Genomic DNA, 24,338 nt, shown 5'->3' on the forward strand with positions numbered 1-24,338 from the left:
GCCGTGGCCCAGGAGATCCGCGCCGGCAGCGTGCTCGCGGGGAAGCTGCGCCTGCTCCGCCCCCTGGGTCAGGGCGGGATGGGGGTGGTGTGGGCCGCGCGGCACGAGGCGCTCGAGCGCGACGTCGCGGTGAAGCTGATCCGCCCCGAGCGCGTCGCCGCCGATCCGGCGCTCGTCGCGCGCTTCGAGCTGGAGGCGAAGGCCACCGCGCGCATCGAGCACCCGAACGTGGTTCGGGTGATGGACTTCGGCACGCTGGATGGCGCGCTGCCGTACATCGTGATGGAGCTCCTGGAGGGGTTCTCGCTGGCCGAGCTCCTCGAGAGCGGTGGTCGCCTCAGCTTCGCCACCACGGTGTTGCTCGTGCAGCAGGTGGGCGGCGCCCTCGCCAGCGCGCACGAGCGCGGCGTCGTGCACCGCGACATCAAGCCGCACAACGTCTTCATCGTGCAGAAGAGCCCGGACGAGCCGCTCTTCGTGAAGGTCCTGGACTTCGGCATCGCCAAGCTCCTCGGGGACTCGCAGGTGCCGGGGGCCAGCCACGCGCTCACGGAGACCGGGGCCATCGTGGGCTCGCCTCCGTACATGAGCCCCGAGCAGATCGAGGGCAGCCGTCGGGTCGACCTGCGTGCGGACCTCTGGTCCCTGGCCGTCATCGTCTACGAGGCCCTGACCGGCAGGCGACCGTTTCAGGGCAGCTCGTTCGTCGCGGTGGGCTCCGCCGTGCTCGAAGGCAAGTACACGCCCGCGAGCGAGCTGCGCAAGGACTTGCCCAAGTCCGTCGACGACTGGCTCGCGAAGGCGCTCGCCGTCGAGCCCGACGAGCGCTTCCAGTCTGCCCGGGAAATGGTCGCCGCCTACGAGGCGCTGAGCCATCCCGAACGAGACGAGGCGCCGAGCGACGCGCCTCGGCCCTCACCGCCGGCGGCCTTCGCTACCACGGTCGAGGCGCCATTGCTCCAGGTCGGCCCCGCGGAGCGGACCGAGAGCCACGCTCCGCTCGCCATCAAGCGGCGAGCGAGCCCCCGGCGCGTCGCGCTTGCGGCGTCACTGGTCGCAGTGGCCGCGCTCGGTGGCGGCGTCGCCGCTTCCCGGCTCGGTGCCCGCTCGGCGAGTTGTCCGGCGGGCATGAAGCGCATCGACGGCGCGGCGTTCCGGCTGGGCTCGCCGGCGGAGGGCGAGACCCCGAGCGACGAGACCCCTCCGCAGTCGGTGCAGCTCGAGCCGTTCTGCCTGGACGAGACCGAGGTGACGGTGGGCGACTATCTGGGCTGCAAGTCCTGCGAACGCCCGCTCGGCACGGTGCAAGGCGAGGGGCTCACGCCCAACGGCGTGGCCTTCTGGAGCAAGCACTGCAATCGAGCCGACCGCCCCGAGCACCCCATGAACTGCATCGATTGGGAGCGTGCCAGCGCCTACTGCGAGGCGCGCGGAGCGCGGCTCCCGACCGAGGCCGAGTGGGAGCTCGCCGCCCGCGGCAACGCTGGCAGCACCTATCCCTGGGGCGAGGCGGCGCCGTCGGGAGAGCGCGTCAACGCCTGCGGTGCGGAGTGCAGCCGCATGTTGAGCGAGGAGCTCGCGAAGACCGGACGCGGGCCTTGGCCGCGCTTGTACGAGGACGACGACTCGGCTCCCGCGACGGCACCGGTGGGCTCTCGCAGAGCAGGAGCCACTCCGAGCGGCGTGCTGGACCTGGCCGGCAACGTCTGGGAGTGGACCAGCAGCCACTACTGCCGCTACGACTCCCCCGATTGCGGCGACTCGCGCCGGGTGATCCGCGGCGGAGGTTGGGACACCGTCGAGAGCCGGGACGTGCGTGCGGCACGCCGCCTGCCCAGCGCCCCGTCGGCGCGCAGCTGGAGCGTCGGCTTCCGCTGCGCGAAATCGCTGTGACCCGTCAGCTCTTCTTCAGCATCCGGAGCAGCTTGCCCCGCGAGACGCCGAGCTTCTCTGCGGCCTTCGTCACGTTGCCCGCCTGAGCCGCGACCGCGGCGTCGACGACCTCGCGGGTGAGCGCGGGCCTGTCGTCGCCGCGCTCGCCGAGCACCTCCGCGAGCGCCCACAGGCGCAAGCCCGGCTCGCGATCGACGCGCCGCACCGCGGCGAGCACCGCGTCGAGCTCCCGCACGTTGCTCGGCCATGGCTCGAGCAGCAGGCGCTCGACGGCCTCCACCTCGATCTGGTCGAGCGGCGGCGCCGGCACGTCCGCTCGTCGCCAGAGCTCTTGAACGATGCTGAACAGGTCCTCGCTCCGGTCGCGCAGCGCCGGCACCTCGAGGGTCGTCATGGCGAGCCGGGCCAGGAGGTCGCGCCGGAACTCGCCTCGCTCCACCATGCCCTCGAGCTCGCGGTTGGTCGCCGCGATGAACAGAACGTCCACGCTCACCGGGCGCTCGGCGCCGACGGGCAGCACCTCGCGGTTCTCGAGCAGGCGCAGGAGCTTCGCCTGAAGGTCCAGGTCGAGCTCGCCGATTTCGTCGAGGAAGACCGCGCCACCGTCGTGCGCCACGACGATGCCGGGCGCCGCCGTCCTGGCATCGGAGAAGGCGCCGGCGACGTGCCCGAACATCTGCGACTCGAAGACGCCGCGTGCCACGCCGGCCACGTTGACGGCGCCCAGCCGCTTCTCGCGCCCGAAGGCCCGCGCGACCGCCCGCGCCACCAGCTCCTTTCCCGTGCCCGTCTCGCCGTGCACGAGCACGTTGCCCGCTCGCGTCTTCGCCAGGCCGTCGATGGCCCCGGCGAGCGTGCGCAGCCCGTAGGGTCCGACCAGCTCGCCCACGGGCGGGGCGGGCTCGAGTGAGCCCGTGAGCTTGTCGCGGTATACGAACAGCGTGCGGCCGATGCGCAGCGTGGCGCCGTCGTCCATGGGCGTCTGGTCGCGCGGGTTCAGCCGGTGGCCGTTGACCCAGGTCCCGTTGCGCGAGCCCGCGTCCGCGACGCGCAAGACGCCGCCGGCACGGCTGACCTCGAGGTGCGCGCCGGAGACCTCGGTGTCGGCGAGCCCGTGCTTCTGCAGCCAGTCTCGCCCGACGACGCTGCCGGAGTCCGGCACCGCCAGCGCCAGCGCTCGCGGATACGCGCACACCAGCGCCGCTCTGCGAGGCCCGGTCTTGGGAGGCGACGGTCCCCGGTGCTCGACGGTGCTCGACGCGTCGCCGGACATGCTCGCCCAGAGGTTGCCATGGCGGCGCGCGCCGAGGAAGTCAGGCTCAGAACACCGGCTTGCCGTCGAGGCCGCATCCGGGGTCGCCCTCCTGGCACGTCCCCTTCGAGTCCGCGAGCTGAACGGTCCCCGCGCCGCCCGCGACGCCGGCCCGTTCACCCAGATCGACGCTGAGCTGGTCCAGCGTGCGCTCGTAGGTTGCCAGCGCCGCGGCGCCGGCGTTGTCGGCCTTCGCGGCGCGGGCGGCGACCTTCACGGCTTCGAGCCGCTTCGTGCGCCGGGCCGAGCTGGCCCATGCCGCGAGATCCGCGTGGCGCCGGTCGAGGCCGGCGAGCTCGTCCAGCGTGTCGAGGCGCGCCTCCAGCGCATCGAGCGACTCGGCCAAGGCCCGCAGCCCGGCGTGGCTCGGCGAGCGCGCGTCGAGGCCCGCGCGCGCTGCTTCGACCGTCCCCTTCTCCGCCTTCGCGTCAGCCGAGCGAGCGCGGGCGAGCAACGCGGCGTGGCGACGCTCGAGGGAGCCGTGCTCGGCGCGCTTGGCGTCGTCGCGCTCGCGCAGCAGCGCCCGCTCGCGCTCGCGCAGCTCCTGCCCCGCGCGCTCGTGCTCCGAGACTCGCGCGCTCGCGTCCCACGCGCCGAACCCGGCCGACGCGACCACCACGGCCAGCGCCGCCCCGAGGACGATCTCGCGGGTACGCCGTCCGGTCTCTCGACGCACGCGCAACGCCGCCAGCTCGTGCGCGCGCACCGCGTTGTCGGCCTCGAGACGCACGCGAGCCTCCGCCTCGATCCTCGCCACGTCCGCCGCGGCGCGCTCGCGCGCTTCGACTCGGGCTCGCTGGGCGGCCTCGTCCGAAGCGCGCTGGGCCAGCGCCGACGCCTCCGCCCGGGCTCGCGCCTCTTGCTCTGCGGCGGCTCGCTCCTGCTCGGCGCGCTCGCAGCGCGCCCGCTCGGCGCGAGCGCGCGCCCGCTCGGCGCGCTCGTGATCGATGCGCTCCTCTTCGATGCGGGTGAGCTCGGCAAGGGACAGGGCAACGGACGTCTCGGTGGTCGACATGGGCTTCGGGTTCTCCTTCGAGAGGACCCTCTGCAGCCGTCGTGCCGCCCTCGACTAGCACGAAATTACAGCACTATTTCAGCCTCCGAGACGATCGCGATCGGCGCGGATCGCCGGGGCGCGGATCGCGATCACTCAGTGCAGACGCATGTCGCCTCGCTTCTCGCTGGCACAGTCCCGCTCGAACGAGAGATCGCGCACCTTCCACCCGCCACCTGCTTCTTCGAGCGCCACATCCATGAAGCGCCCGCCTTCGGGCAGGTTGACGCGTACGAACAGGCAGGCGCGAGAGTACTCCCCCCCGCTGCGCCGACTGCGATAGTTCAGCGTCCAGTACCCCGTGCTGCGCCGCAGCGCTTCCAGCGTCCGCTGTGCGTCGTCGGGATCGGTGGCTTCCAGCGGGTAGGCGGGCTGGCCCTGCGCGCGAAGGTGCTCGGTGTAGGCATCCAGCTCTCGACGCGGAGGGACCGAGCAGGCGTAGAGCACGCCGCACAGCGCGAGCGTGCCGCCAGCCGTCATCAGCGCCCAGCGCGCGCTGAAGCGCCCCTTCTTGGCCGGCTCGTTCACTTCGCCGACCGGCACGCCTCCATCCAGTCGCTCATGTCCTTGGCCGCCTGTGCTTTGCAGGCGTCGTCTTTGCAGGCGGCTACCTCGCGCTCGTAGCGCTGCTTGGTGGTCTCCATGCACTTCTCGACCTGGCTCTTGCAGCCGCCCGCCATGAGACAAACGGCCAGCGCCAATGACGCGATCACGACTCGAGACATCGTTCACTCCTCCCGCGTCGAAGTCTCGCCGAGCGCATCCTTCGTGTCAATCCGACAGCGACCCACCAAGGAGTGAACGATGGCCGCCACGTGGGCGAGCGACAGAACCGGTAGCACCATCACCGCCGTGACGGTCAAGAAGACGAGCACTCCGTAGGCGGCGTCGTGCGCCGTGCGTTCGTTCTCCGCGATGCCCCCCATGCGGCTCGGATGGAAGCAGCTACTTCTCCGTCAGCACCAGCCGCGCCAGGAGCAGACACGCGATGGCGTTCAGGACGGCAAAGAACGCGAGGCCCCAGCGCCCGAGCGGCGAGTGGATCCCTCCCTGCACGGCGGCGGCCAAGCAGAACGCCGCGATGCCCACCGCGAGGCCGGCCAGCACGGGACGCGCGCCGCGCAGGTTGAGGAACACGAGGGTGAGCCCGAAGGGCAGGAGCACCGTGCCCAGGGGCAAGAAGCCATGGAAAGAGGCGCCGAGCAGGATGTCCCAGTCTGGCAGCGGGCGCGCGAGCAGGTCGACGAGATCGTTGTGCCGGCCCAGCATGAACGGCGCGAAGAACAGCAGCCCCGGACCGGCCAGCAGCGCCGGCCCGAGGAACCGCGGCGTCCAGGGCGTGAGCCGGGGGTCCTTCCTGCGCACGCTCCTGAACACGAAGAAGATGACCAGCGAGAGCGCGATGAGCCGGCCCAGCGTGCGCTCCAGGGCCACGCGCCCGAGCGTGCGCGAGGCGTCCAGCGCTCCCGCACCGAACTGAAAGCGCCCCTTCGCGGAGTCGTCCAGCTTGCGCGCGTGCTTGGTGAGGGCGCGCTCGACCGCGGCCGGATCGGAGACGCCCAGCGACACCAGCAGCGCGGCAGCGCCGGCGACGTGGGGAGACGCCATGCTGGTGCCGTTGTAGCTGGGGAAGCGTTCGCAGCGGTCGCGGCCGCCGTTGCAGATGGTCTGCTGCACCACGTCCACGCCTGGGGCGGCCACGTCCACGCCGGGACCGCGAGAGGAGAACCACGCGAGCTTGTCGGAGGAATCGAGAGCGCTGACGCCGATCACGCCCTCCGAGCCGCCGGGATAACCCACGGGTCCGGCGCTGTTGCCGGCCGCGGCGACCACGATCACCCCCTTCTTCTTGGCGTGATCGATGGCCCGCTGCAGGATGCGGGAGTTGCGCGGACCGCCGAGGCTCAGGTTGATCACCTGCGCGCCGTTGTCGGCGGCCCAGCGGATGCCGTCGGCCACGTCGCTGGTGGTGCCCCAGCCGTCGGCGGTCAGCACCTTCACGGGCATCAGGCGCGCGTCGAAGGCCAAGCCCGCCGCGCCGAGCCCGTTGTTGGTGCTCTGGGCGATGGTGCCGGCCACGTGCGTGCCGTGGCCGTGGTCGTCGTTCGCGTGGGTGCTCTTCTCCACGAAGTTGTAGCCGCCCACGCAGCGCGTCTCGGCCAGGTCCGTCGCCTTGTCGTAGGGGCCGAACTTCTCGCAGGCGATGCCGGTGTCGATGACGGCCACGGTGACGCCGCGTCCCGTCGAGAAGTCCCAGGCTCGCTCGGCTCCTACGCGCGTCAGGTGCCACTGCTCCTTCAAGAGCGGGTCGTTCGGGACGAACAGCGCGCGCACCCGCGCGTGAGGCTCCACGACCTCGATGCGAGAGTCCTTCTCGAGGGCGCCCCGAACCTCGTCGAGGCGCTCCGCGATCACCCGCACCACCTCGATGCGGGTCTCGGACTCGAGCGCGGAGGGCGCGAAGCCCACGGCCAGCCGGGCGAAGAGCTCCTCGATCGCGCTCGGCGCGACGTCGTCGGCGAAGTCCACGACGAGCTCGCCGGGGATGTCCTCCGCGGTCTCGTCGGTCGCGCTCGGCGCCGGGCTGCCCGGGGCACCGGCAGACGCCGCGCCGGCGGCGAGCAGGCCTGCGAAGGCCAGGGACAGGGCAGAAACCCTCACGGTGGAGAGCGTAGCGCAACCCGCCGAGCGGTGCTCAGATCCGCCGCATGCGCCCAATCTCGGAGCTATCCGCCGCCGAAGCCCGGGGCCTCGAGGGCCTCCTGTTCGACCTGGACGACACCCTGCTCGATCACGGCCGGCTGGGTGAAACCGCGTACTCGTCGCTCTTTCGGCTGCGCGAGAGCGGCCTACGTCTGATCGCGGTGACGGGCAGACCCGCTGGCTGGGGCGAGGTCGTCGCGCGCCAGTGGCCCGTCGACGGCGCCGTGACGGAGAACGGCGCCGTGCTCCTGTACCGAGACGACGGTGGCGTACGCCGGCTGGACGCCGTGCCCGAAGCGGAGCGCCGCACGCGCCGCATCCGCGTCGCCGAGGTGGTGGCCAAGATAGGCGAGGCCTTCCCCGAGCTCGCTCCCGCGGACGACGTCGCGGCGCGCCTCAGCGACTTCACTTTCGACATCGGCGAGCGGCAGCGCGTCGCGCCCGAGGTGGTGCGGGCCGTCGCGGCTCTCGCCCGCGAGCACGGCGCGCGCACGCAGGCCTCGAGCGTGCACCTGCACGTGAGCTTCGACGCCGACGACAAGGCCACCGGCGCCGTACGCCTGGTCCGCCTGCTCTGGGGCACCGATCCCACGCTGACTCGCTTCCACTTCGCGTTCATCGGTGACAGCGAGAACGACGCAGCGTGCTTCGCCGGCTTTCGTACCACCATCGCGGTCCAGAACTTCTCCGGCCGCCCGACCGTTTCTCCGCGCTACCTGACGGCCGCGCCCCGCGGCGCGGGCTTCGCGGAAGCGGCGGCGCGCGTGGTCGAGCTGCGCGAAGGCCCGGGCTGAGCGACCGCCTCTGGGCGTCACACTTCGAGACGCCGATCTCGGCGGGCTGGCGGCTCGCCGAACGACCCGAATATACTGCCAGCCGATGAGGGACGGGCGACGAGACTCCGCCGAGGCGCCTCCCTCCTCGGGCGCCCCGCGCCGGCCGGCCGCGGAGCGCGGTTTCCTCTCGGTCGGCACCAAGCTCGGTGTCGCGGTCGTGCTGGTGGTCACGGTCGCGAGCGCGGTCGTCTTCTTCCGAGTCAGCCAGCGCGAGCGCGACTCGCTGGTGGAGAGCAAGCGCGTCGCCGCGGACATGGTCGCGGACTTGTTCGCGGCCTCGCTGGGGGCGCCGCTCGACTTCGGGGACAAGGAAGCCGTCGAGGCCGAGCTGGGGCACCTGGTGCAGAACAAGGACGTCAGCTTCGTCTCCGTCTGGCAGGCAGGACAGGACACGCCTTTCGCGGAGAGGGTCGCCGGTGGTCCGCGCCCGCAGGGCAGCACCGAACGCGCACCCGAGCGCACCCGCGTTCACCCGACCTTCGTCGAGGTCGCCCGCAACGTGGCGGGCGGCGAAGGGAGGCCGGTCGGCACCACGGTGATCCACTTCTCGCTGGACCGGGAGAACGCCGCCTACGAGGTGAACCGACAGCGCATCTTGTGGCTCTGTCTGCTCTTGGCGCTCGGCACCATGACGGTCCTCCTCTTGGTGAGTCGAGTCTCGGTGGTGGGTCCCATCGACGCGCTGCTGAGCGCCGTCCGCCGAGTCGAGCGAGGGCAGCGCGGAGCCGAGGTCCGCGTCTTCGCCAACGACGAGATCGGACGTTTGGCCCGCGCGTTCGAGTCGATGCGGACTGCGATCTTCGATCGTGAGGAGCGCCTGGCCGAAGCGAACGCCAACCTGCGCGAGTTGTTCGACCACATGCGCCAGGCCATCGTCGTCTTCGACGAGCAGGGCACGGTCACCGGCACTCAGTCGCGGCAGGCCGCGGTCATCTTCGGCGAGGGCGCGGCGAGCCAGCAACACGCCCGTGACCTGCTCTACCCGGGAGTAGGCGATTGGGACCCGGAGCGGCGCGCGTTCGAGGAGTGGCTGACCCTGGCCTTCGAGGTGACGCCGGAGGGCTGGGACGAGCTCCTGTCGCTGGCGCCGCGCGAGGTGCGCCTCTCGGGTGGCGCGGGCGAGCGCGTGCTGTCGTTGGACTTCCAGCCGGTGGTGCGCGACGGGGCGATCCACCGCGTGATGCTCCTGGCCACCGACGTCACCGAGCAGTTTCGCCTAGAGCGCGAGGTGCACGAGCAGGGCGAGCGGCACGCGCGCCAGCTGGCGACCTTGCGTCGCCTGGTCTCCGGCGGCGGGCAGTTGTTCGTGGCGTTCCTCGGCAGCGCCCGCCAGCGCTTGGAGCGGGCGAAGAGCTTGCTCGCTCCGGGTCCCACGCCGCTCGCGCGCCTGGACGACGCGTTCCAGACCATCCACACCCTGAAGGGCGAGGCGGCGAGCTTCGAGATGACCGAGATCACGGGGCTCCTGGAGGGGGTCGAGAGCCGACTCTCCAGCCTGCGCGAGCAAGCCCGTGACGCTCCCTCGCGCCAGGCCGAGCTCGACGGCGACCTCGGAAGCGCGCTCGACGGTGTCGAGAAGCTGTTGAACGAGAGCGAGGAGCTGTTCATCGCTGCTTCACCTTCCGGGCGCGCCGCCCTGGAACAAGTCACGGTGCGGCGCTCGGACCTCGATGCCCTCTCGGCGATCGCGCAGAAGCAGGGCGGAGAGCTCGAGCTGATCAGTGAGCGGCTCCGCGCCTGCTCCGTGGGAGAGCACGTCGGGCCCCTGATCGAGCGCGCACCGGCCTGGGCCGAAGCCATCGGCAAGCGCGCCCGGCTGGAGCTCGAAGGCCGAGAGACGCGCATTCCCGAGGCTTTGGGCCGCGTGCTGCCGGGGGTCGTCACCCACCTGGTGAAGAACGCCATCGCCCACGGGATCGAGCGCCCCGAGCAGCGCCGGGCCGGCGACAAGCTCGAGGTGGGAACGGTGGGCATCATCGCGACAGTCGCGTCGGACCGACCCCGCATCGAGGTGTGGGACGACGGCCGGGGGGTCGAGAAGAACCCGGTCTTGGCGCAGGCCGTCGCAAAGGGCGACAAGCTCTCGGTCGAGACCGCCAACGACGGGTCGTTCCGAGTCGACGGGGCCAACACCAGCGACGACGCGTTGTCGGGCCGGGGCATGGGCCTGGCAGCGGTGGTCCGCGAGCTCGAGGCCGTGGGCTACCATCTCCTGGTCGAAGCCCGGGAGCCCTGCGGAACTCGCTTCATCCTGGCGCCCGGCAACAGCCAACCTCCCGGAGCGCGCGCATGAGCTCGGAGCGCGGACAGGTGGTCGTCATGGACGACAGCTGGCTGATCTTGGAGAAGATCCGCGAGTCCCTCGCGTTGGCTGGCTACAACGTCCGCACCACCACCAGCCTGGAGGTGGCGGCCAAGCTCGCGAAGAGCAGTGACCTGGCGGTGATCGACTTCCACATGCCCGGAATGAACGGCAAGGAAGTGCTGGAGCACATCAAGCGGACGCTGCCGGCGGACTCGATCTGTCAGTTCTACCTGTACACGTCCGATCCGGAGCAGGCCAGCCGCTACCGAGTCCACGGGTTCGACGGCGCGTTCTTGAAGAAGGGCGACGACGGCGCGCTGACGACCCAAGTCGATGCGGTGTTCCGCACCATCAGCCTGCGCAAGATGGCGCTCCGCATGAGGCGTGAACGCCGCGAGGCCTGAGCCTCACCATCCGAGGTCGTACTGGAGCCCGACACCGGTGCGGAAGCGGTCCACCGGCGCGCGCAAGCGCTCACCCGACGGCAGCGGTGGACCGACGACATACGGGCTGTCGTCCACGACCGTGTAGTTCGCGGTGAGGCGGTAGCTGAGGCCGGTGAGCCCGGGAACCGGCCCGGTGAGCGCGGCCCGGAGCTCGATCTGCGGATCCGCGAAGCCGGGCTCGCCGCGATTGAGCTGCCGCCGGCTGATGAAGCGAGTGGCGAGCGCCGCGGTCGGCAAGCCTCCGGCGAAGTCGTAGGAAATGCGTGCGTTGCCGAACCACGACGGCGCGGTCTCGAGCAGCACGGGGTCACTGCCGGGATCCTCGAGCCGCGTGAAGGCCTCGGTGAACGAGAGCCCGTAGCGCAGCCGCCCGGTCACCGCAGAGCCTTCGTAGAGCGCGTTCAGACCGTAGTTCTCGATGCTGCCGAGGTTCCGCACCTGATAGCCGTAGGCCGCTGCCGGCTCGAGCTCGCCTCGGGCGATGGCGTCAGCCAGCTCCTGCGGGCTGAGCTCCACGGCCACCGCCAGGTCTTTCCACCAAGATCGGAACGCGCCGATCAGGATGCGCTGCCGGCCGAAGCGCTGCTCGAACGACGCCTCGACCGAGCGCACCACCTCCGGGTCGAGCCCGTCGCCGCCCGGGATCTGAGTGAGCGGATCGCGGTAGTAGATCTCGAACGCGGTGGGTGCGCGAAACGCCTCGCTGTAGATGGCCTTGAGCGCGCCGCCCTTCCAAGGAAAGACGGTGCCGGCAGCGCGCGGCGAGAGGTGGTTGCCGAAGCGATCGTCGGCGTCGAGCCGGACTCCGGCGTTGAGCGCCAAGAAATCCACCGGAGCCGCCGTCTGCTGGACGTAGGCGCCGAGCGCGCGTTCCCCCTCGTCGTAGACCCCGATGCTCCCCGGGTTCGAGCCGGTCAGGTTGTCGATGAAATCGACCTTCGACTTGACCTGCTTCAAGCGGCCGTCCACGCCGAGCAGCGTGACGAAGCTGCCGTTCCCCGCCCAGTCCAGGTGCGCTTGGGGCTCGAGGCCGGTGGACATGGAGATGCCCGTCAAGCGCCAGAGGCATCCGGAATCCTGCCCGGGCAGGCAGTCTTCGGCGCCGTCGCTGGTCCAGTCCTGGCGGTAGTCGTAGAGATCGCCGTAGGCGCGCGCGCTGAGCCGTAGCGTCTTGGACACCGTGAACGTGTGCTTCAAGTCCACGTTGAGCCAGCGGTCTTGCTCGAAGCTGTCGGGGTCGTCGAAGTTGCCGCCGTTGGTCGGATAGGTGCGCTTGTAGACCGCCGCGCGGACCGCCGCCTCGGTGTTGCCCACGCGGAAGCGCAGGTAGCCGCCAGGCGCGCGGGTGTAGTGAGCGTCGTCACCCTTGCCGCCCCAGATGCCGAGGGGTTTCTCCTTGGAATAGCGCCGCGGCAAGCCCGTGACGCTGTCGGGACCCGGATCGAACGCGCGGAAGTCGAAGCTCGGCCCGAACTGCGCGAAGTACTCCGCTGCGAAGGTGACCTCGGCGTCGGTGCCGAACAGCTGGAGCTCGTGGCCGACTCCGGCCATGCCGCGGATGCTGGTCGGGATCTCGGTGTCCACGCCGAAGTGCGCGCCCTTGAAGTCCTTCGCGCGCTTGGTCACCAGGTGCACCACGCCGAGCATGGCGTTCGACCCGTAGAGGACCGAGCCGGGCCCGAGCACGATCTCGATGTGATCGACGAGCTCGATGGGCACCATCGTACCCCGCCCGTAGTAGCTCCCCGCGCCCCACTGCTCGTTCAGGACGTGACCGTCGAGCATCAAGAGGACGTGGGCGCCGAAGTCGCCGCGCAGAGTCACGCCGCGAGCGCCGATGTCGGTGCTCTGGAAGAACTTTTCGGTGACCATGCCCATGGCCAGGTAGTTGATGGCCTCGTCCACGGTCCGAATGCCGTGGCGGCGCAGCTCCTCTGCGCTGATGGACACGCTGGTGGCGGGCGCCGTGCTGGTGGTCTCCGCGGATTTGGAGGCGGAAGAGACCACGGACTCGTCGAGCAGCCCTTCGAGCTCGGCGGTGTCCTCGTCGGACGCTTGGGCCTGAGCCAGGCTCGGCGCGGCCAAACACAGGATCAGGGTCGTGATCGACAGCCGGCGCTTCATCCCACCACCTTCACGAGCTTGAGCACCTTGCTGCTGAGCTCGACGTCTTGCTTCTTCGCCTGCTTGAGGTGAACGAGCAGCTTCGGCTTGCCTCCCACCAGGTCGAAGCCGAGCACGACACCGCCGGCTACCTGCTTGGGCACCGCACCCACGGTCAGCACGCTCACGCCTTCGAGCGCCTTGGCCAGCGTACCGAGCTCGCCGCCGGAGAACCCCGGAGCCAGGTAGACGACCGCGATGTGCTTGCTCTTGATGTGCTTCACCAGATCCTTGGCGTCGCTGTAGCCCAGCGACGTGACCTCCGCGGGCAGGCCCGCGATGGTGTCCTTCTTCTGCAGCTCCTTCTTCGCCTGCTCGGCGATGCGCTCGGAGTCGCCGTCCTTGGACTTGCTCAAGACGACCACGCGCGCCTTGCTGCCGGCCCGGGCCGGGAGGTTCTTGTCATAGGCCGCGACCTTCGCGAGCAGCTCGATCTGGAGCGGTACCGGGACGGTGACCTCGTCGGCGCGCGCGGCGCCCGGGAGGCCCAACGCCGCCGTGGCGCCCACGACCCCGCTGATGAGAGCCCTCCGCGAAAGACGCACGCCCCTCATCGCCGCACCGAAGACTAGGCGGCGTACCCGTTCGGGTCAACGCGCACGCCGGCAAATGCTCCAGAGGATTGGCGGGCCGCGCGCGGCTGGGGTAGTTGCATCCCGCCATGTCCAGCGAAGCCGAGCTCGTGGCCCTCGGAGGCCAGTACCTGTACCCGAACTACCGCCAGCCCCCGCTCGTGATCGCGCGCGGCAAGGGCTCGGAGCTCTGGGACAAAAGCGGCAAGCGCTACCTCGACTGCCACGGGGGCATCGCGGTGAGCACGCTGGGCCACGCGCACCCGCGCCTGGTGGCGGCCATCGCCAAGCAGGCCGGGGAGGTGATCCACCTCTCGAACTACTTCTACAACGAGCCGAACATCCACCTGGCCGAGCGCCTGTGCAAGCTGACGGGTATGGCCCGGGCCTTCTTCTGCAACTCCGGCGCGGAGGCGATGGAGGGGATGCTGAAGCTGACGCGGCGGCACTACTTCGACAAGGGCCAGGCGGACCGCTTCCGCATCATCGCCTTCGAGAGCTCGTTTCACGGTCGCACGCTGGGCGCGCTGGCGGCGACGGGGCAGAAGAAGTACCGCGACGGCTTCGGTCCGCTGCCGGGTGTGACGCACGTCCCCTACGGAGACGCTGGCGCGGTACGCGCCGCGATGGCGCCCGACGTCGCCGGCATCCTGTTCGAGCCCGTGCAGGGCGAGGGCGGGGTGCTGCCGGCACCCGCGGGCTTCGTCGCCGAGCTGCGCCGCATCGCCGACGAGCACGGGGCGCTCCTGCTCGCGGACGAGATCCAGACCGGCATCGGTCGCACCGGCAAGTTCCTGTGCGTGCAGCACGACGGCGTGGAGCCCGACGTCTTGGCGCTGGCCAAGGGCCTGGCAGGCGGCGTGCCGATCGGCGCCATGCTGTGCAAGGCGCACCTGGAGGGCGTGCTGCCGCCGGGCAGCCACGGCTCGACCTTCGGCGGCAACCCCCTGGCCTCGGCGGCGGCGCTGACCGTCCTGGACGTGCTCGAGGAAGAGAAGATCCTCGACAACGTGAATGCGCGCGGCGCCCAGCTGGCCTCGGGCCTGACCGCGCTGGCCAAGAAGCACGAGCGCCTGGTCGCGACCTCCCGAGGCAGCGGGCTGCTCCAGGCCCTGGTGCTGCGCGATGGCGTCGACCCGAGGGGGGTCCTGGAGAAGCTGCGGGACGCCGGCCTCCTGCTCAGCATCGCGGGCGCCGCCGGCCTGCGCTTCTCGCCGCCCTTGGTGATCCGAGAGAGCGAGCTCGCCGAGGCGCTGGCGATCGTCGATCGCGTTCTGGCTACGGCGTGATGCGCGTGACTTCGACCGGCACGCCGGAGAAGGCCGCGGCGCCGGTCACAGCGTCGACCCGCTCGGGGTCGGTGAGGTCGTTTATGCTCGCGCCGGCGTGACGCTCCGCGACGCCCAGCGCGGTTCCGGGACGATCGTGCCCGAATCCGTGAGGGATGCTCACCACGCCACGCATCACCTCGTCGCTCACCTCGACCGGGAGCTCGACTTCCCCGACCCTCGAGCGCACCCGCACTCGGTCGCCCTGCGAGATCTCGCGGGCCCGCGCGTCGTCGGGATGTATCAAGAGCGTGCAGCGCTCCCGCCCGGTCATCAGGCGGGGCACGTTGTGCATCCAGGAGTTGCAGCCGCGGAGCTGCCGCCTGCCGATGAGCGAGAGCTCGGTCGCGGAGGGAGGCTCCGCGTCCACCAGAGCCGCGAGCGCTGCGACGAAGAGCTCGGGAGCTGCGTCGATGCGCCGCTGCTTCGTGCGCAGCGCGCCCGGAAGGCGCGGCACGAGCGGGCCGAGGTCCACGCCGTGGGGCTCGCGACGCAGTCGCGCGAGGCTCAAACCATTGGGTCCGCGCCGAAGCCCATGAGGCCCGGAGCGCAGCCCGAGGTCCAACATTCCCGCCGGGCCGAGCCAGCCGAGCACGCGCTCCGGCAGGCGCCGGCGGAGCGGCGCGCGCGCGAGCAGGCGCTGGGTCAACCCCGAGAAGATCTCGTGCTCGTGGCGCGCCGCGGCCGGCTTCGGGAAGACCGCCGGTGAGTACTTGGCGAAGTTTCGCACCGCGAGCAGGTAGAAGGCGGCGTCGTAGTGGTCGTGCTCCAGAGGGCCCGTCGGCGGCAAGATCAGGTGGGCGTGCCGCGTGGTCTCGTTCTTGTAGAAGTCGATCGCCACGAAGTAGTCGAGCCCCGCGAGCGCGCGCTCCAAGCGGCGGCCGTCCGGAGTCGAGAGCACCGGGTTGCCGGCGTGGGTGACCAGCGCGCGGATCTGTCCGGCGCCGGGCGTCTCCATCTCTTCGGCCAGCACCGCCACCGGCAGCTCGCCGCCGAACTCGGGAAGGCCCCTGACCCGCGAGCGCCAGACACCCAGGTGCCCGCTACTGGCGAAGCGGAACGCGTCGAGCGCGGGCGTGGTGAACATGGCACCGCCGGGCCTGTCCAGGTTGCCGGTGACCAGGTTCAAGAGCTGGGTCAGCCATTGGCAGAGACCGCCGTGCTCCTGGGTCGAGGCGCCCATGCGCGAATGGACGACGGCGCTCCTGGCGCCCGCCAGTGAGCGCGCCAGGGTCCGAACCTCCTGAGCAGCGATACCGGTGTGTTTCTGCGCGAGCTCCGGGGAGAAGCCTTCTACCGCGCGCCGCGCCTCCGAGAGCCGCACGGTGTGGGCGGCGAGGCGTCCCGTCCGCTCGAGCTTCTCCGCGAAGATCACCTGGAGCAGAGCCGCCAGGAGGTAGACGTCGGTGCCGGGCCGAATGAAGTGATGGTGGTCGGCGATCTCGGCGGTCTCCGTGCGGCGCGGGTCCACCAGCACGAGCTTGCCGCCCCGGGCCCGGATGTCGGAGAGCCGCCGCTTCACGTCCGGCGCCGTCATCAGCGAGCCGTTCGAGGCCAGGGGATTGCTGCCGATGAGCAGGAAGAAGTCGGTGCGGTCCACGTCGGGCACGGGCAAGAGCAGCTGATGACCGAACATGGCCCAGGCGGCGACGTGGTGCGCGAGCTGATCCACGGAGGTGGCCGAGAAGCGGCTCTTGGTGCCGAGCGCACGCACGAAGGGGGGCCCGAAGAGCAGCGCGCCCAGATTGTGAACGGTGGGGTTGCCGAGGTAGACGGCGACTGCGTCCTTGCCGTGCTCGCGTTGCACCGCGGCGAGACGCTCGGCGGCCTCGTCTAGGGCTTCGTCCCAACCCACCTCGACCCAACGCTCGCCCCGCCGACGAAGCGGGCGCCTCAGCCGATCGGGATCGTGGTGCAGATCGCCGAGAGCCACACCCTTCGGGCAGATGTAGCCGCGACTGAACGCGTCGAGCTCGTCGCCTCGGATCTTGGTGACCCGATCCCCTTCCGTCTCGATGCTGAGCCCGCAGGTCGCCTCACACAGGGGACAAACTCTCAGATGTACGTTGGCCACACCCGAGGCGAGCACGGCTCGACCACGAGCTGCAACCCGTTCGGTGTATGCTGGTCGGGCATGGCGCGCGCTTGGCTCTTCGGCTTCGGCCTCGTCTTCGGGGCCTGCCTCAGCATCGAGGAGGCGCGGACGAGCGGCGATGGCGGCGAGAGCGGAGGAAGCTCCGGCGGAGGGAACGGCGGAAGCGCTGGAACCGGCGATGGCGGAGCCGGCGCATTCCCTGGGGGAAGCTCGAGCGGCGACGCTTCACTCGACGCGCCCGAGGACGTCACCCCCGACACCTGGGATGGCAACCCTTGCTTCCCCGAGAGTCCGCCGCTGCTGGACGACTTCGGCCAGCCCGACGGGCCGCTGGGGTCGGCCTGGACGGGCGACATCACCGCGTTCGCGGTGCAGGCCGGACAGCTCCGGCACACCAAGAACAACCTCGACGATCGCATCTTCCACGCCAAGAAGCTGTGCGCGACGCAGACCGTGAGTGTGCGCTTGATGAAGGTCGATCCGAGCTCGGGCCTGGTCGGCGTGTTGTTCGCCGCGAGCAGCGACAACAACTGCAACCTGATTCAGGTCGGCCACTCCGGGTATCAGCAGGCCATCGTGGCGCAGAAGTGCGTGGGCGGAAAATGGAGCGACCTGATGAGCCAACCCTGGGCGGTCTACGACGGCGACCGCATCGAGGCGCGCCTGACGGCGGCAGGGATGCTCACGGTCCTGGTCAACGGCGTGACGGTGGACAGCGTGAACGTCGGAGTCTGGCCGGCGAGTCGTCCGGGCATCGCCGTCTGGGCTGGCAATACGCAGCTCTCGCTCGACGACTTCAGGGGCGGGTGAGCGACGCGCGCACGGCGGGCTCAGCCAGGAAGCGCCTCAGGGCTGGCACCCCGTCGTGGACGAGTAGCAGCGCGGCTCGGAGATCGGGACCTTCACGCAGCACACCGGGTACGGACTCTGGCAGGTTTGCAGGGGCATGGTCGGATTGCACGAGCAGGTGTTCGACGTGCTCTGGCAGACGGCCCCGAGGCCGTCCTTCTTGTCGCAGCAGATCGGATAACCGCCCGAGCAGACGTTGTCCTTGGCGCCCACGACACAGCCGCAGCCTGCCGCGACGCTCTTGCAGATCGCCTGCCCGCCAGTCCCCGCGCAACAGATCGGATACGTCCCCGCACAAGGATTGGAAGCGGCTCCGGGCTTGCAGCCACATCCATTGGCCGTCGCCTGACAGCGCGGCCCCTGCCCGTCGGACTTGTCGCAACAGATGGCGTAGGTCCCCCCGCAGGTTCCGGTCGCCCCCGGTGTGCAGCCGCAACCCTGCGCGGTGTTGTAGCACTTGGGCCCGCTGCCCTTGTCGCAGCAATACGGTGTGGAGCCGCCGCAGGCCGGAGAACAGGCGGCGGGCGCGCCTCCACTGCCGCCCGTCGCTCCGCTGCCGCCCGTCGCTCCGCTGCCGCCCGTCGCTCCGCTGCCGCCCGTCGCTCCGCTGCCGCCCGTCGCTCCGCTGCCGCCCGTCGCTCCGCTGCCGGCAGCCCCACCCGCGAGCACGCTGCCGCCTGCGCCGGCGCTCCCCCCGCTGCCGCCCGCTCCGCCGCTCGAGCCTCCCCCCATCCCCGCTGCCGCACCGGTGCTGCTCGCCCCGCTGCCGGAGCTCCCGCCCGTGCCGCCGAGCCCGTCGTCTTGCGACGAGCCGCAAGCTGCAGCGATGACGCAGCACGAGAACGCCAGCGTCCGCACCATGCTCGAGAGTCTACGCGATGCCCCGACCGGAGTCACGGCTTGCGCGTGACCGACTTCACGACGATCTCCGTGACCGGCACGTCCTCCAGGCCCGACTGACTCTGCGTCGGGACGCCGCTGATGGCGTCGAGCACGGCGCCGCCTTCGAGCATGCGACCGAACGCCGCGTAGCTGCCGTCCAGACTGTGCGAGCCGGCCTTGGCGTTGACCACGAAGAACTGGCTGTCAGCGCTGTCGGGATCGGAGGTCCGCGCCATGGAGATCACGCCGTAGTCGTGTTGGACGGCAGGGCTGGTCTCGAGCTTGATCGGCGGATTCGCGGTCTTCGCCACCAGTCCCGTGGCGTAGCCGCCGCCCTGGATCACGAAGTCGGGGAGCACGCGGTGGATGATCGTGCCGTCGTAGAACCCCGAGTCGACGTAGCTCAGGAAGTTCGCCGTGGTCACCGGCATGTCGGTGGGCTCGAGCTCGAACACCATCTTCCCCAGGCTGGTATCCATCTCGATCACTGGCTTGCCACCAGCACCGCCGGCGTCGCCCGTCCCGCCGCCGCCCGTGGCGACTCCCGCGCTGCCGCCGGTCATGCCACCGGTGGCCGCGGTGCCGCCGCTCCCGCCGCCGCCGCCCGTGGCGCCTCCGGTCCCGCCCGAGCTCGCGCCGCCGCCGGAGCCGCTGGACCCGCAGGCGGGGAGCACGAGAACGGAGAGCAGAGTGGCGGCGAGGCAGGCTCGGAGCATGGACGAGAGCGTAGCGGCGACGCGGGCCGTTGTCTCGCGCGCTCGCGCCACGCCTTGACGAGCCCCGCGAGCGCGCCTAAATGACGCGCTCGCATGAACGCCGCTCGTACCCAGAATTCACTCCGTCGAGGACGCGCCTCGAAGGTGGAGACCACGTAGCGGTCGCGCTGCTCGAAGCACGCACCGGCCGCTCGTCTCCCGAGCGGCCGTCGTGTTTTGTGGCCAACTTTTCGCGGAAATCTTCGGGCCACGAACAAACCTGGAAACAAACTCGGCGGCTCATCCGTCTGAGGAGCGAAACATGTCCAAACCCAAGAGCGACACGCGCAATGCAAGCGCGTTCGGAGGAGCGAGCTCGCGGTAGCCCACGTACGACACGCTGGTGTTCGGATCGAGGCCGCCCGCGAGGCGGCCTCTCCGTTCCATGGGCTCGGACTGCCACACGAGGAGTCGGAGATTGAAGATCGTTCGTCACAAGATCGGTCTCGCCAAGCCCCGAAGGGCGCGGGCGTGACCCGAGACAGAGAGAGAACCGCCCGCGGGCGGTAGTGCCCCCATCGGGGGCGGGCGCGAACCTGCGCCACCACGGGGCGATCGTCCAACAGGAGGACGTCGGCGCCGCAAGCCGAAGATCCGGGTGCGAATCCCGGTCGTCTCCACCGGTCTTTCGAGCAACGGCGCACGTCTGCGCGCTCGGCACCGCAACGGGTCTGCGTGCGCTCCCTTGGCTCGCAGCCGGGAAAAACCACCCCCGGTTGGCAGGCCGCGCGCCGCCGGGTTAGTTCCCTCCCCGCCATGTCCAGCCTCCGCCATTTCCAGACGCTCTCCAACCTCGGCCCCGAAGGCCTGGTCAAAGTGCTCGACGCCTCGGACCGCTTCAAGGCCGAGCGCGGCACTGCCGCAAAGCCGCTGGCGGGCAAGTCGGTGGCCTTGGTGTTCGAGAAGTCGTCGACCCGCACGCGCATCTCGCTCGAGGTCGCCGTCGCCGAGCTCGGCGGGCACCCCGTCGTGGTGACCGCGCAAGGCTCGCAGATCGGCCGGGGCGAGCCGATCCGCGACACGGCGCGCGTGCTCTCGCGCATGGTGCACGCCATCACGTTGCGCACCTTCGGCGAGGACCGCTTGGTCGAGATGATGAAGTACAGCTCGGTGCCGGTCTTGAACGCGCTCACCGATCAGAGTCACCCCATGCAGCTGTTGGCCGACCTGATGACCGCGCGGAGCGTACGCGGCACGCTGAAGGGCCTCAAGTACGCCTGGCTCGGCGACGGCAACAACATGGCCAACTCGTGGATCGAGGCGGCGGGCCTCTTGGGTCTGGAGCTCGTGTTGGCTTGTCCGGAGGGCTACGATCCCAGCGCCGAGGAGCTCGCGCGGGCCAAGGAGCGCGGCGCACGCGTGAGCGTGGTGCGGGAGCCGCGCGCCGCCATGGAAGGCGCCGACGTGGTCAGCACCGACGTGTTCGCCAGCATGGGCCAGGAGAGCGAGCAGCAGAAGCGGCTGGAGGCCTTCCGCGGCTTCATGCTCGACCGCGAGCTCCTGTCGCGGGCGTCGAAGGACGTAGTAGTGCTGCACTGCCTGCCCGCGCACCGCGGCGAGGAGATCGAGGAGGCGGTGCTGGAAGGGCCGAGGAGCTTCGTCTGGGACGAGGCCGAGGCGCGCCTGCACACCTCGAAGGCCGTCCTGGTCTGGGCGATGGGCCTCGATGGGTGAGACCGCCATCGACACCCCGGTAGGTCCTCGCGCGCGCCCGGTGCGCTGCGCCCGTTGCGGGGTGCCCGTCGATCCGCTGAGGGCTTCCCGCGTCGCCATCTTCAACGAGAGGTTCCGCTACTTCTGCAGCGCCGAGTGCCGCGAGAGCTACGACCCGGCGACGCGCGAGACGCCGCTGCCCATGCCAAAGCGCCGGCGCTCGCCCACGCCCGCCGCGGAGGTGCTCGCCACGCGGGCCGAGGCCGCGGAAGCGCTGGATCAGCGCCGGCAGGTCGCGGCCCTGGCAGACGTGGCCACGGCCGAGATCGCTCCCGTGCACGACGCCAGCCACCTGGACGCGCTCTCGGATCGGGAGGGCGACGCGCTGCACGAGCCGCCAGGCGCCCGTGCCGAGCTCGCGGACGGCGCCGACCGCGCCGACATCGGCGCGCTCCTGCTCGGTCTGTGCATCGCCGGCGGCATGCTCTCGGTGGCGCTCAGCCTCGCCGGAAGCTCGCCCGGCGCGCTGACGGCACGGTTGGTCGTGGTCTGCGTGGCGGCGGCTGCCCTGATCGCCGAGGGCATCACCGCTCGACGCGACCCGACGGAGCCTCACCCAGGAGTGTTGCTGGCGGGACCGATCATCGCCCTGGGCGTGGCGATGGCAGCGCGGGCGGCGAACGCCAAAGAGGGCAACGCCGCGGCGACGCTCGCGGGTATCGTGCTGGCCGCCGTCGCCGCCGGCATCTGGCTGGCGCGTCGAGCACGCCGGCCGCTGGATCTGGAGCGCGACGCCATCGCGGAGGCGCTCTCGCGCCCCGGCCGCCGCGTGATCGGAAACGACACCGCGACGGTGCGCGCGCTCGATCTGCGTCCCGGAGAGGAGATCGTGGTCGAACCGGGCGAGGTGATGCCGGTCGACGCCACCATCACCGCCGGGAGCGGTCGCGTGGCCCCCTGGCTCGGCGCAAAGACCAGCGTGATGCGCAGTGAAGGCGATCACGTGGTGGCTGGAGCGAGCGTGCTGGACGGACGGCTGCGGGCGGTGGCGGCCTGGACGGGCTTCGATCGCGCCTGGATGCGCGTGACGAACGACCCGCGGCGCCGCGCCGACTTGTTCGCGAGCGGCGCTCGCGTCGGACGCCTGACCGCCGAACGTGCGGCCCCGTTGGCGGCCGGCCTGGCTGCGCTGGCGGGGTACGCCGAGGACCAGTCGCCGCTGGTGATCGCGATGTTCGCGGTGGCGGCGCAGAGCGCGCTGGCCAACGCGGGTGTGGCTCAGATCGGCGCGCTGCACATGATGGAGTCGGTGCTCCTCGGCCTGCGTCGCGGCATCGTGTTTCGCTCCGCAGAGGCCCTGGACAAAGCGGGCCGCGTGTCCGTCGCTGCCTTCTGCGCTCGGGGAACGCTCTTGCTCGGCGAGCCGGAGGTCGCGAACGTCGAGCCGATCGGCGACGTCGAGCCCGAGCGCGTGCTCGCCCTCACCGCGGGCGCCGAGGCGGGAGAGTCGAACCCGATGGCGACGGCAGTCTTGCGCGCGGCGCGCGTGCGCGGCGTCCGCCCGGACGGCGTGCGCAGCCCGAGCGTTCAACCTGGGCTCGGGGTCACCGCGGTAGCGTCGAGCGGCCAGCAACTGGTGGTCGGCAGCCGCGCCCTGATGCTGAAGGAACGCATCAGCGTGGCAGCAGCGGAGCCGAAGATCCTGGAGCTCGAGGCCATGGGACGCACGGCTCTGCTCGTGGCGTTGGGAGGACGCCTGGTCGGAGTAGTCGGCCTGCAAGACGGCTTGCGCCCCGGCGCCCGCGCCGCCGTGCAGCACCTGCTCGACGTGGGCGTCGAGCCCGTCTTGCTCTCCGGTGACGCCCGCGAGACCTGCGAGGCCATCGGTCGCGCGCTCGACATCGAGCACATCCGCCCCGAAGTGCTGCCTGCCGACCGCGGCGACGAGGTGCGCAGGCTCGCCGACGGGGGCGCCACGGTCGCGGTCGTCGGGCGAAGCCCGGGCGACGACGTGGCGCTCGGCGCCGCGGACGTCTCGGCAGCGCTGAGCTCGGCCGGCTCCAGCACGGCGGAGTGGGGCATCCAGCTCGCCAGCGACGACGTGCGCGACGCCGCGTACGCCATTCGTCTGGCCCATCGCGCCAAGAGCGAGGCCCGCTTGGGCCTGCTGCTCACATTGGTCCCCGGTGTGGGCAGCGCCCTCGGCGTGGCGTTCGCGCTCTTGCCACCAGCCATCGCACCGCTCGCCGCCGTGCTGGGAACACTCGCGGCTTTGTTCCGACTGCGGGCAAGAGAAGGCTGAGATGGCTTGACCCCCCGCCCCGCGGGCGCGATGAAAGACGGGTGAAGCGAGGGGAGCTCCAGCCCCAGAGTGGCCCGCGGCCCCCGGACCGCGAGCGTCTGCGCGCCGAGCTGACGACGTTCATGGAGAAGCGCGGCCTGCGCAGCACCGAGCAGCGCCGAGTCATCATCGACAAGCTGTTCGAGGCCACGGACCACGTGACCATCGACCAACTGCTCGAGGTCGTCCGCGCCGCCGACCCGCGCGTCGGCTACGCGACCGTGTACCGCACCATGAAGCTCCTGTCCGAAGGCGGCCTGGTACACGAGCGCAAGTTCGGCGACGGCTTCACCCGCTACGAGCTCGCCGACGAGGAGGCGCACCACGATCACTTGATCTGCCTCGACTGCGGCAAGATCACCGAGTTCGAGGAGCCGGCCATCGAGGAGCTGCAGGAGCGCATCGCCGCGCGCTACGGCTTCGTGGTGCAAGACCACAAGCACGAGCTCTACGGGCTCTGCGCCGATTGCGCGAAGAAGAGCGTCAAGCCGGGCCGCGCGCGGACCGCGCATCGGTGACACTCGCGTCCGTGACGACCCAGTCGCAGGGAAAGTCGCCTTCGTCGTGCGGCGCCTCCGCGAGCAGCTGGAACGAAAACGCCACCACCACCGTGGAGGCCGGTGGGCACACGTCCGGCAAAGTCACGTCGTAGAACCCGATGCCATAACCGATGCGATAGCCGTCGGCCGAAACGGCCAGCGCAGGCACCACCACTGCGTCGATGTCGCCCCGCGTCGCCTCGGCTGCGTCGAGCGGCGGCTCGCTGAAGCCGCGGCCGCGCTGCTCCAGTAGCCCGACGTCGGACAACAGGCGGAAGCCGGTGTGGTAGCCGGTCTCGGTGGGGGTCATGAACGGGTAGTACAGGCGCTTTCCCTGAGCTCTGAGCGTCGCGTCCAGGGGCACGAGGTCGACCTCGTTCTTGTTCGCCATCGGCCAGAACAGCGCGACGCTCTTCGCGTCGCGAACGGGGCCGAGCGCTGCGACCCGTTCGACGATGCGCCCGCTGCGCGCCGCGATGGCGGACGCAGGCAGGGCGCTGCGCAATCCTCTCATGCGCGCGCGGAGCTGCCGCTTGGCCTGCGCCAGGAGCGCTTCCATCTCATTTTTCGCCAGGTCGGCCACGGAGGTGTCCATACCACGGCCCAGCGTGG

22 protein-coding genes and 1 tRNA gene are annotated in these 24,338 nt (G+C 70.8%); 10 read left to right on the plus strand and 13 right to left on the minus strand.

All coding sequences use genetic code 11. The features are described 5' to 3' along the window. Positions 1 to 3: 3 nt before the first annotated feature. Positions 4 to 1,893 (plus strand): SUMF1/EgtB/PvdO family nonheme iron enzyme, encoded by a 1,890-nt coding sequence (locus tag HS104_17105; protein ID MBE7481685.1) that lies wholly within the window; start codon positions 4 to 6, stop codon positions 1,891 to 1,893. 4 nt (positions 1,894 to 1,897) lie between these two features. Here the strand turns inward: HS104_17105 and HS104_17110 are convergent, their stop codons facing one another. From HS104_17110 to HS104_17135, 6 genes are all read right to left on the minus strand, one after another. Next, positions 1,898 to 3,166 carry a sigma 54-interacting transcriptional regulator gene (locus HS104_17110; protein MBE7481686.1) on the minus strand — a complete coding sequence of 423 codons (1,269 nt, stop codon included), beginning with the start codon at positions 3,164 to 3,166 and terminating at the stop codon, positions 1,898 to 1,900. 46 nt (positions 3,167 to 3,212) lie between these two features. Beyond that, a complete protein-coding gene (locus HS104_17115) occupies positions 3,213 to 4,220 on the minus strand; it encodes a hypothetical protein (GenBank protein MBE7481687.1) in 1,008 nt (335 codons plus the stop codon). A gap of 135 nt (positions 4,221 to 4,355) precedes the next feature. Further along, complete coding sequence (locus tag HS104_17120; protein ID MBE7481688.1) at positions 4,356 to 4,802, minus strand: hypothetical protein; 447 nt, start codon at positions 4,800 to 4,802, stop codon at positions 4,356 to 4,358. Further along, a complete protein-coding gene (locus HS104_17125) occupies positions 4,784 to 4,984 on the minus strand; it encodes a hypothetical protein (protein MBE7481689.1) in 201 nt (66 codons plus the stop codon). The genes HS104_17120 and HS104_17125 overlap by 19 nt, the downstream gene beginning before the upstream one ends. A 3-nt stretch (positions 4,985 to 4,987) precedes the next feature. Beyond that, on the minus strand, positions 4,988 to 5,185 hold the full coding sequence (locus tag HS104_17130; GenBank protein MBE7481690.1) for a hypothetical protein: 198 nt from the start codon (positions 5,183 to 5,185) through the stop codon (positions 4,988 to 4,990). 19 nt (positions 5,186 to 5,204) lie between these two features. After that, positions 5,205 to 6,920, minus strand: a complete 1,716-nt coding sequence (locus tag HS104_17135) for a peptidase S8 (GenBank protein MBE7481691.1) — start codon at positions 6,918 to 6,920, stop codon at positions 5,205 to 5,207. A 47-nt stretch (positions 6,921 to 6,967) separates the two neighbouring features. Between HS104_17135 and HS104_17140 the strand changes: the two genes are divergently transcribed. The 3 genes from HS104_17140 (at position 6,968) to HS104_17150 (ending at position 10,507) form a co-directional block, all read left to right on the plus strand. Then, positions 6,968 to 7,756, plus strand: a complete 789-nt coding sequence (locus HS104_17140) for an HAD hydrolase family protein (GenBank protein MBE7481692.1) — start codon at positions 6,968 to 6,970, stop codon at positions 7,754 to 7,756. 85 nt (positions 7,757 to 7,841) lie between these two features. Continuing rightward, positions 7,842 to 10,091 carry an Hpt domain-containing protein gene (locus HS104_17145; GenBank protein MBE7481693.1) on the plus strand — a complete coding sequence of 750 codons (2,250 nt, stop codon included), beginning with the start codon at positions 7,842 to 7,844 and terminating at the stop codon, positions 10,089 to 10,091. Then, positions 10,088 to 10,507, plus strand: a complete 420-nt coding sequence (locus tag HS104_17150; GenBank protein MBE7481694.1) for a response regulator — start codon at positions 10,088 to 10,090, stop codon at positions 10,505 to 10,507. Before HS104_17145 ends, HS104_17150 begins: the two co-directional genes overlap by 4 nt. A 3-nt stretch (positions 10,508 to 10,510) precedes the next feature. Here the strand turns inward: HS104_17150 and HS104_17155 are convergent, their stop codons facing one another. Next, the gene (locus HS104_17155) at positions 10,511 to 12,673 is read right to left on the minus strand and encodes a TonB-dependent receptor (GenBank protein ID MBE7481695.1); all 2,163 of its coding nucleotides are present in this window, start codon (positions 12,671 to 12,673) and stop codon (positions 10,511 to 10,513) included. Further along, complete coding sequence (locus HS104_17160; GenBank protein MBE7481696.1) at positions 12,670 to 13,221, minus strand: YfiR family protein; 552 nt, start codon at positions 13,219 to 13,221, stop codon at positions 12,670 to 12,672. Before HS104_17160 ends, HS104_17155 begins: the two co-directional genes overlap by 4 nt. A gap of 152 nt (positions 13,222 to 13,373) precedes the next feature. Between HS104_17160 and HS104_17165 the strand changes: the two genes are divergently transcribed. Then, positions 13,374 to 14,573: an aspartate aminotransferase family protein gene (locus tag HS104_17165; GenBank protein ID MBE7481697.1), complete on the plus strand. Its 1,200-nt coding sequence runs from the start codon at positions 13,374 to 13,376 to the stop codon at positions 14,571 to 14,573. Here HS104_17165 and HS104_17170 read toward each other — a convergent pair. Then, entirely contained in the window at positions 14,563 to 16,686 is a 2,124-nt protein-coding gene (locus HS104_17170) for a molybdopterin-dependent oxidoreductase (protein ID MBE7481698.1), read from the minus strand. The two genes, HS104_17165 and HS104_17170, sit on opposite strands and share 11 nt — an antisense overlap. A gap of 60 nt (positions 16,687 to 16,746) precedes the next feature. Here HS104_17170 and HS104_17175 point away from each other — a divergent pair, with 60 nt between their 5' ends. Next, positions 16,747 to 17,517 (plus strand): hypothetical protein, encoded by a 771-nt coding sequence (locus HS104_17175; GenBank protein ID MBE7481699.1) that lies wholly within the window; start codon positions 16,747 to 16,749, stop codon positions 17,515 to 17,517. Positions 17,518 to 17,553: 36 nt separating this feature from the next. Here HS104_17175 and HS104_17180 read toward each other — a convergent pair whose 3' ends face one another. From HS104_17180 to HS104_17190, 3 genes are all read right to left on the minus strand, one after another. After that, entirely contained in the window at positions 17,554 to 18,417 is an 864-nt protein-coding gene (locus HS104_17180) for a hypothetical protein (GenBank protein ID MBE7481700.1), read from the minus strand. Positions 18,418 to 18,449: 32 nt separating this feature from the next. Further along, positions 18,450 to 19,001, minus strand: coding sequence for a peptidylprolyl isomerase (locus HS104_17185; protein MBE7481701.1), 552 nt, complete (start codon positions 18,999 to 19,001; stop codon positions 18,450 to 18,452). A 432-nt stretch (positions 19,002 to 19,433) separates the two neighbouring features. Further along, on the minus strand, positions 19,434 to 19,580 hold the full coding sequence (locus HS104_17190; GenBank protein MBE7481702.1) for a hypothetical protein: 147 nt from the start codon (positions 19,578 to 19,580) through the stop codon (positions 19,434 to 19,436). A gap of 161 nt (positions 19,581 to 19,741) precedes the next feature. Between HS104_17190 and HS104_17195 the strand changes: the two genes are divergently transcribed. The 4 genes from HS104_17195 to HS104_17210 all read left to right on the plus strand — a co-directional run bounded on the left by HS104_17195 (position 19,742) and on the right by HS104_17210 (position 23,705). Continuing rightward, positions 19,742 to 19,813: transfer RNA gene (locus HS104_17195), tRNA-Ala, on the plus strand. 136 nt (positions 19,814 to 19,949) lie between these two features. Continuing rightward, complete coding sequence (gene argF / locus HS104_17200) at positions 19,950 to 20,867, plus strand: ornithine carbamoyltransferase (protein MBE7481703.1); 918 nt, start codon at positions 19,950 to 19,952, stop codon at positions 20,865 to 20,867. Next, the gene (locus tag HS104_17205; GenBank protein MBE7481704.1) at positions 20,860 to 23,148 is read left to right on the plus strand and encodes a cation-translocating P-type ATPase; all 2,289 of its coding nucleotides are present in this window, start codon (positions 20,860 to 20,862) and stop codon (positions 23,146 to 23,148) included. Before argF ends, HS104_17205 begins: the two co-directional genes overlap by 8 nt. Positions 23,149 to 23,270: 122 nt before the next feature. Beyond that, positions 23,271 to 23,705 (plus strand): transcriptional repressor, encoded by a 435-nt coding sequence (locus tag HS104_17210; protein MBE7481705.1) that lies wholly within the window; start codon positions 23,271 to 23,273, stop codon positions 23,703 to 23,705. On the opposite strand, the gene HS104_17215 is transcribed toward HS104_17210, so the two are convergent. Next, positions 23,671 to 24,309: a 5-formyltetrahydrofolate cyclo-ligase gene (locus HS104_17215; GenBank protein MBE7481706.1), complete on the minus strand. Its 639-nt coding sequence runs from the start codon at positions 24,307 to 24,309 to the stop codon at positions 23,671 to 23,673. The two genes, HS104_17210 and HS104_17215, sit on opposite strands and share 35 nt — an antisense overlap. Positions 24,310 to 24,338: the final 29 nt, after the last annotated feature.

The sequence above is a fragment of the Polyangiaceae bacterium genome (genome assembly GCA_015075635.1).
Taxonomy (GTDB): domain Bacteria; phylum Myxococcota_A; class Polyangia; order Polyangiales; family Polyangiaceae; genus JADJKB01.

Excerpts from the sequence above, each read along its gene's own strand:
- HS104_17210 (MBE7481705.1), top strand. The coding sequence starts at position 23,271 with ATGGAGAAGCGCGGCCTGCGCAGCACCGAGCAGCGCCGAGTCATCATC.
- HS104_17145 (MBE7481693.1), top strand. The coding sequence starts at position 7,842 with ATGAGGGACGGGCGACGAGACTCCGCCGAGGCGCCTCCCTCCTCGGGC.
- HS104_17185 (MBE7481701.1), bottom strand. The coding sequence starts at position 19,001 with ATGACCGGCGGCAGCGCGGGAGTCGCCACGGGCGGCGGCGGGACGGGC.
- HS104_17140 (MBE7481692.1), top strand. The coding sequence starts at position 6,968 with ATGCGCCCAATCTCGGAGCTATCCGCCGCCGAAGCCCGGGGCCTCGAG.
- HS104_17175 (MBE7481699.1), top strand. The coding sequence starts at position 16,747 with ATGGCGCGCGCTTGGCTCTTCGGCTTCGGCCTCGTCTTCGGGGCCTGC.
- HS104_17180 (MBE7481700.1), bottom strand. The coding sequence starts at position 18,417 with ATGGTGCGGACGCTGGCGTTCTCGTGCTGCGTCATCGCTGCAGCTTGC.
- HS104_17130 (MBE7481690.1), bottom strand. The coding sequence starts at position 5,185 with ATGGGGGGCATCGCGGAGAACGAACGCACGGCGCACGACGCCGCCTAC.
- HS104_17155 (MBE7481695.1), bottom strand. The coding sequence starts at position 12,673 with ATGAAGCGCCGGCTGTCGATCACGACCCTGATCCTGTGTTTGGCCGCG.
- HS104_17110 (MBE7481686.1), bottom strand. The coding sequence starts at position 3,166 with ATGTCCGGCGACGCGTCGAGCACCGTCGAGCACCGGGGACCGTCGCCT.
- HS104_17165 (MBE7481697.1), top strand. The coding sequence starts at position 13,374 with ATGTCCAGCGAAGCCGAGCTCGTGGCCCTCGGAGGCCAGTACCTGTAC.
- argF (MBE7481703.1), top strand. The coding sequence starts at position 19,950 with ATGTCCAGCCTCCGCCATTTCCAGACGCTCTCCAACCTCGGCCCCGAA.
- HS104_17190 (MBE7481702.1), bottom strand. The coding sequence starts at position 19,580 with ATGGAACGGAGAGGCCGCCTCGCGGGCGGCCTCGATCCGAACACCAGC.
- HS104_17150 (MBE7481694.1), top strand. The coding sequence starts at position 10,088 with ATGAGCTCGGAGCGCGGACAGGTGGTCGTCATGGACGACAGCTGGCTG.
- HS104_17205 (MBE7481704.1), top strand. The coding sequence starts at position 20,860 with ATGGGTGAGACCGCCATCGACACCCCGGTAGGTCCTCGCGCGCGCCCG.
- HS104_17115 (MBE7481687.1), bottom strand. The coding sequence starts at position 4,220 with ATGTCGACCACCGAGACGTCCGTTGCCCTGTCCCTTGCCGAGCTCACC.
- HS104_17125 (MBE7481689.1), bottom strand. The coding sequence starts at position 4,984 with ATGTCTCGAGTCGTGATCGCGTCATTGGCGCTGGCCGTTTGTCTCATG.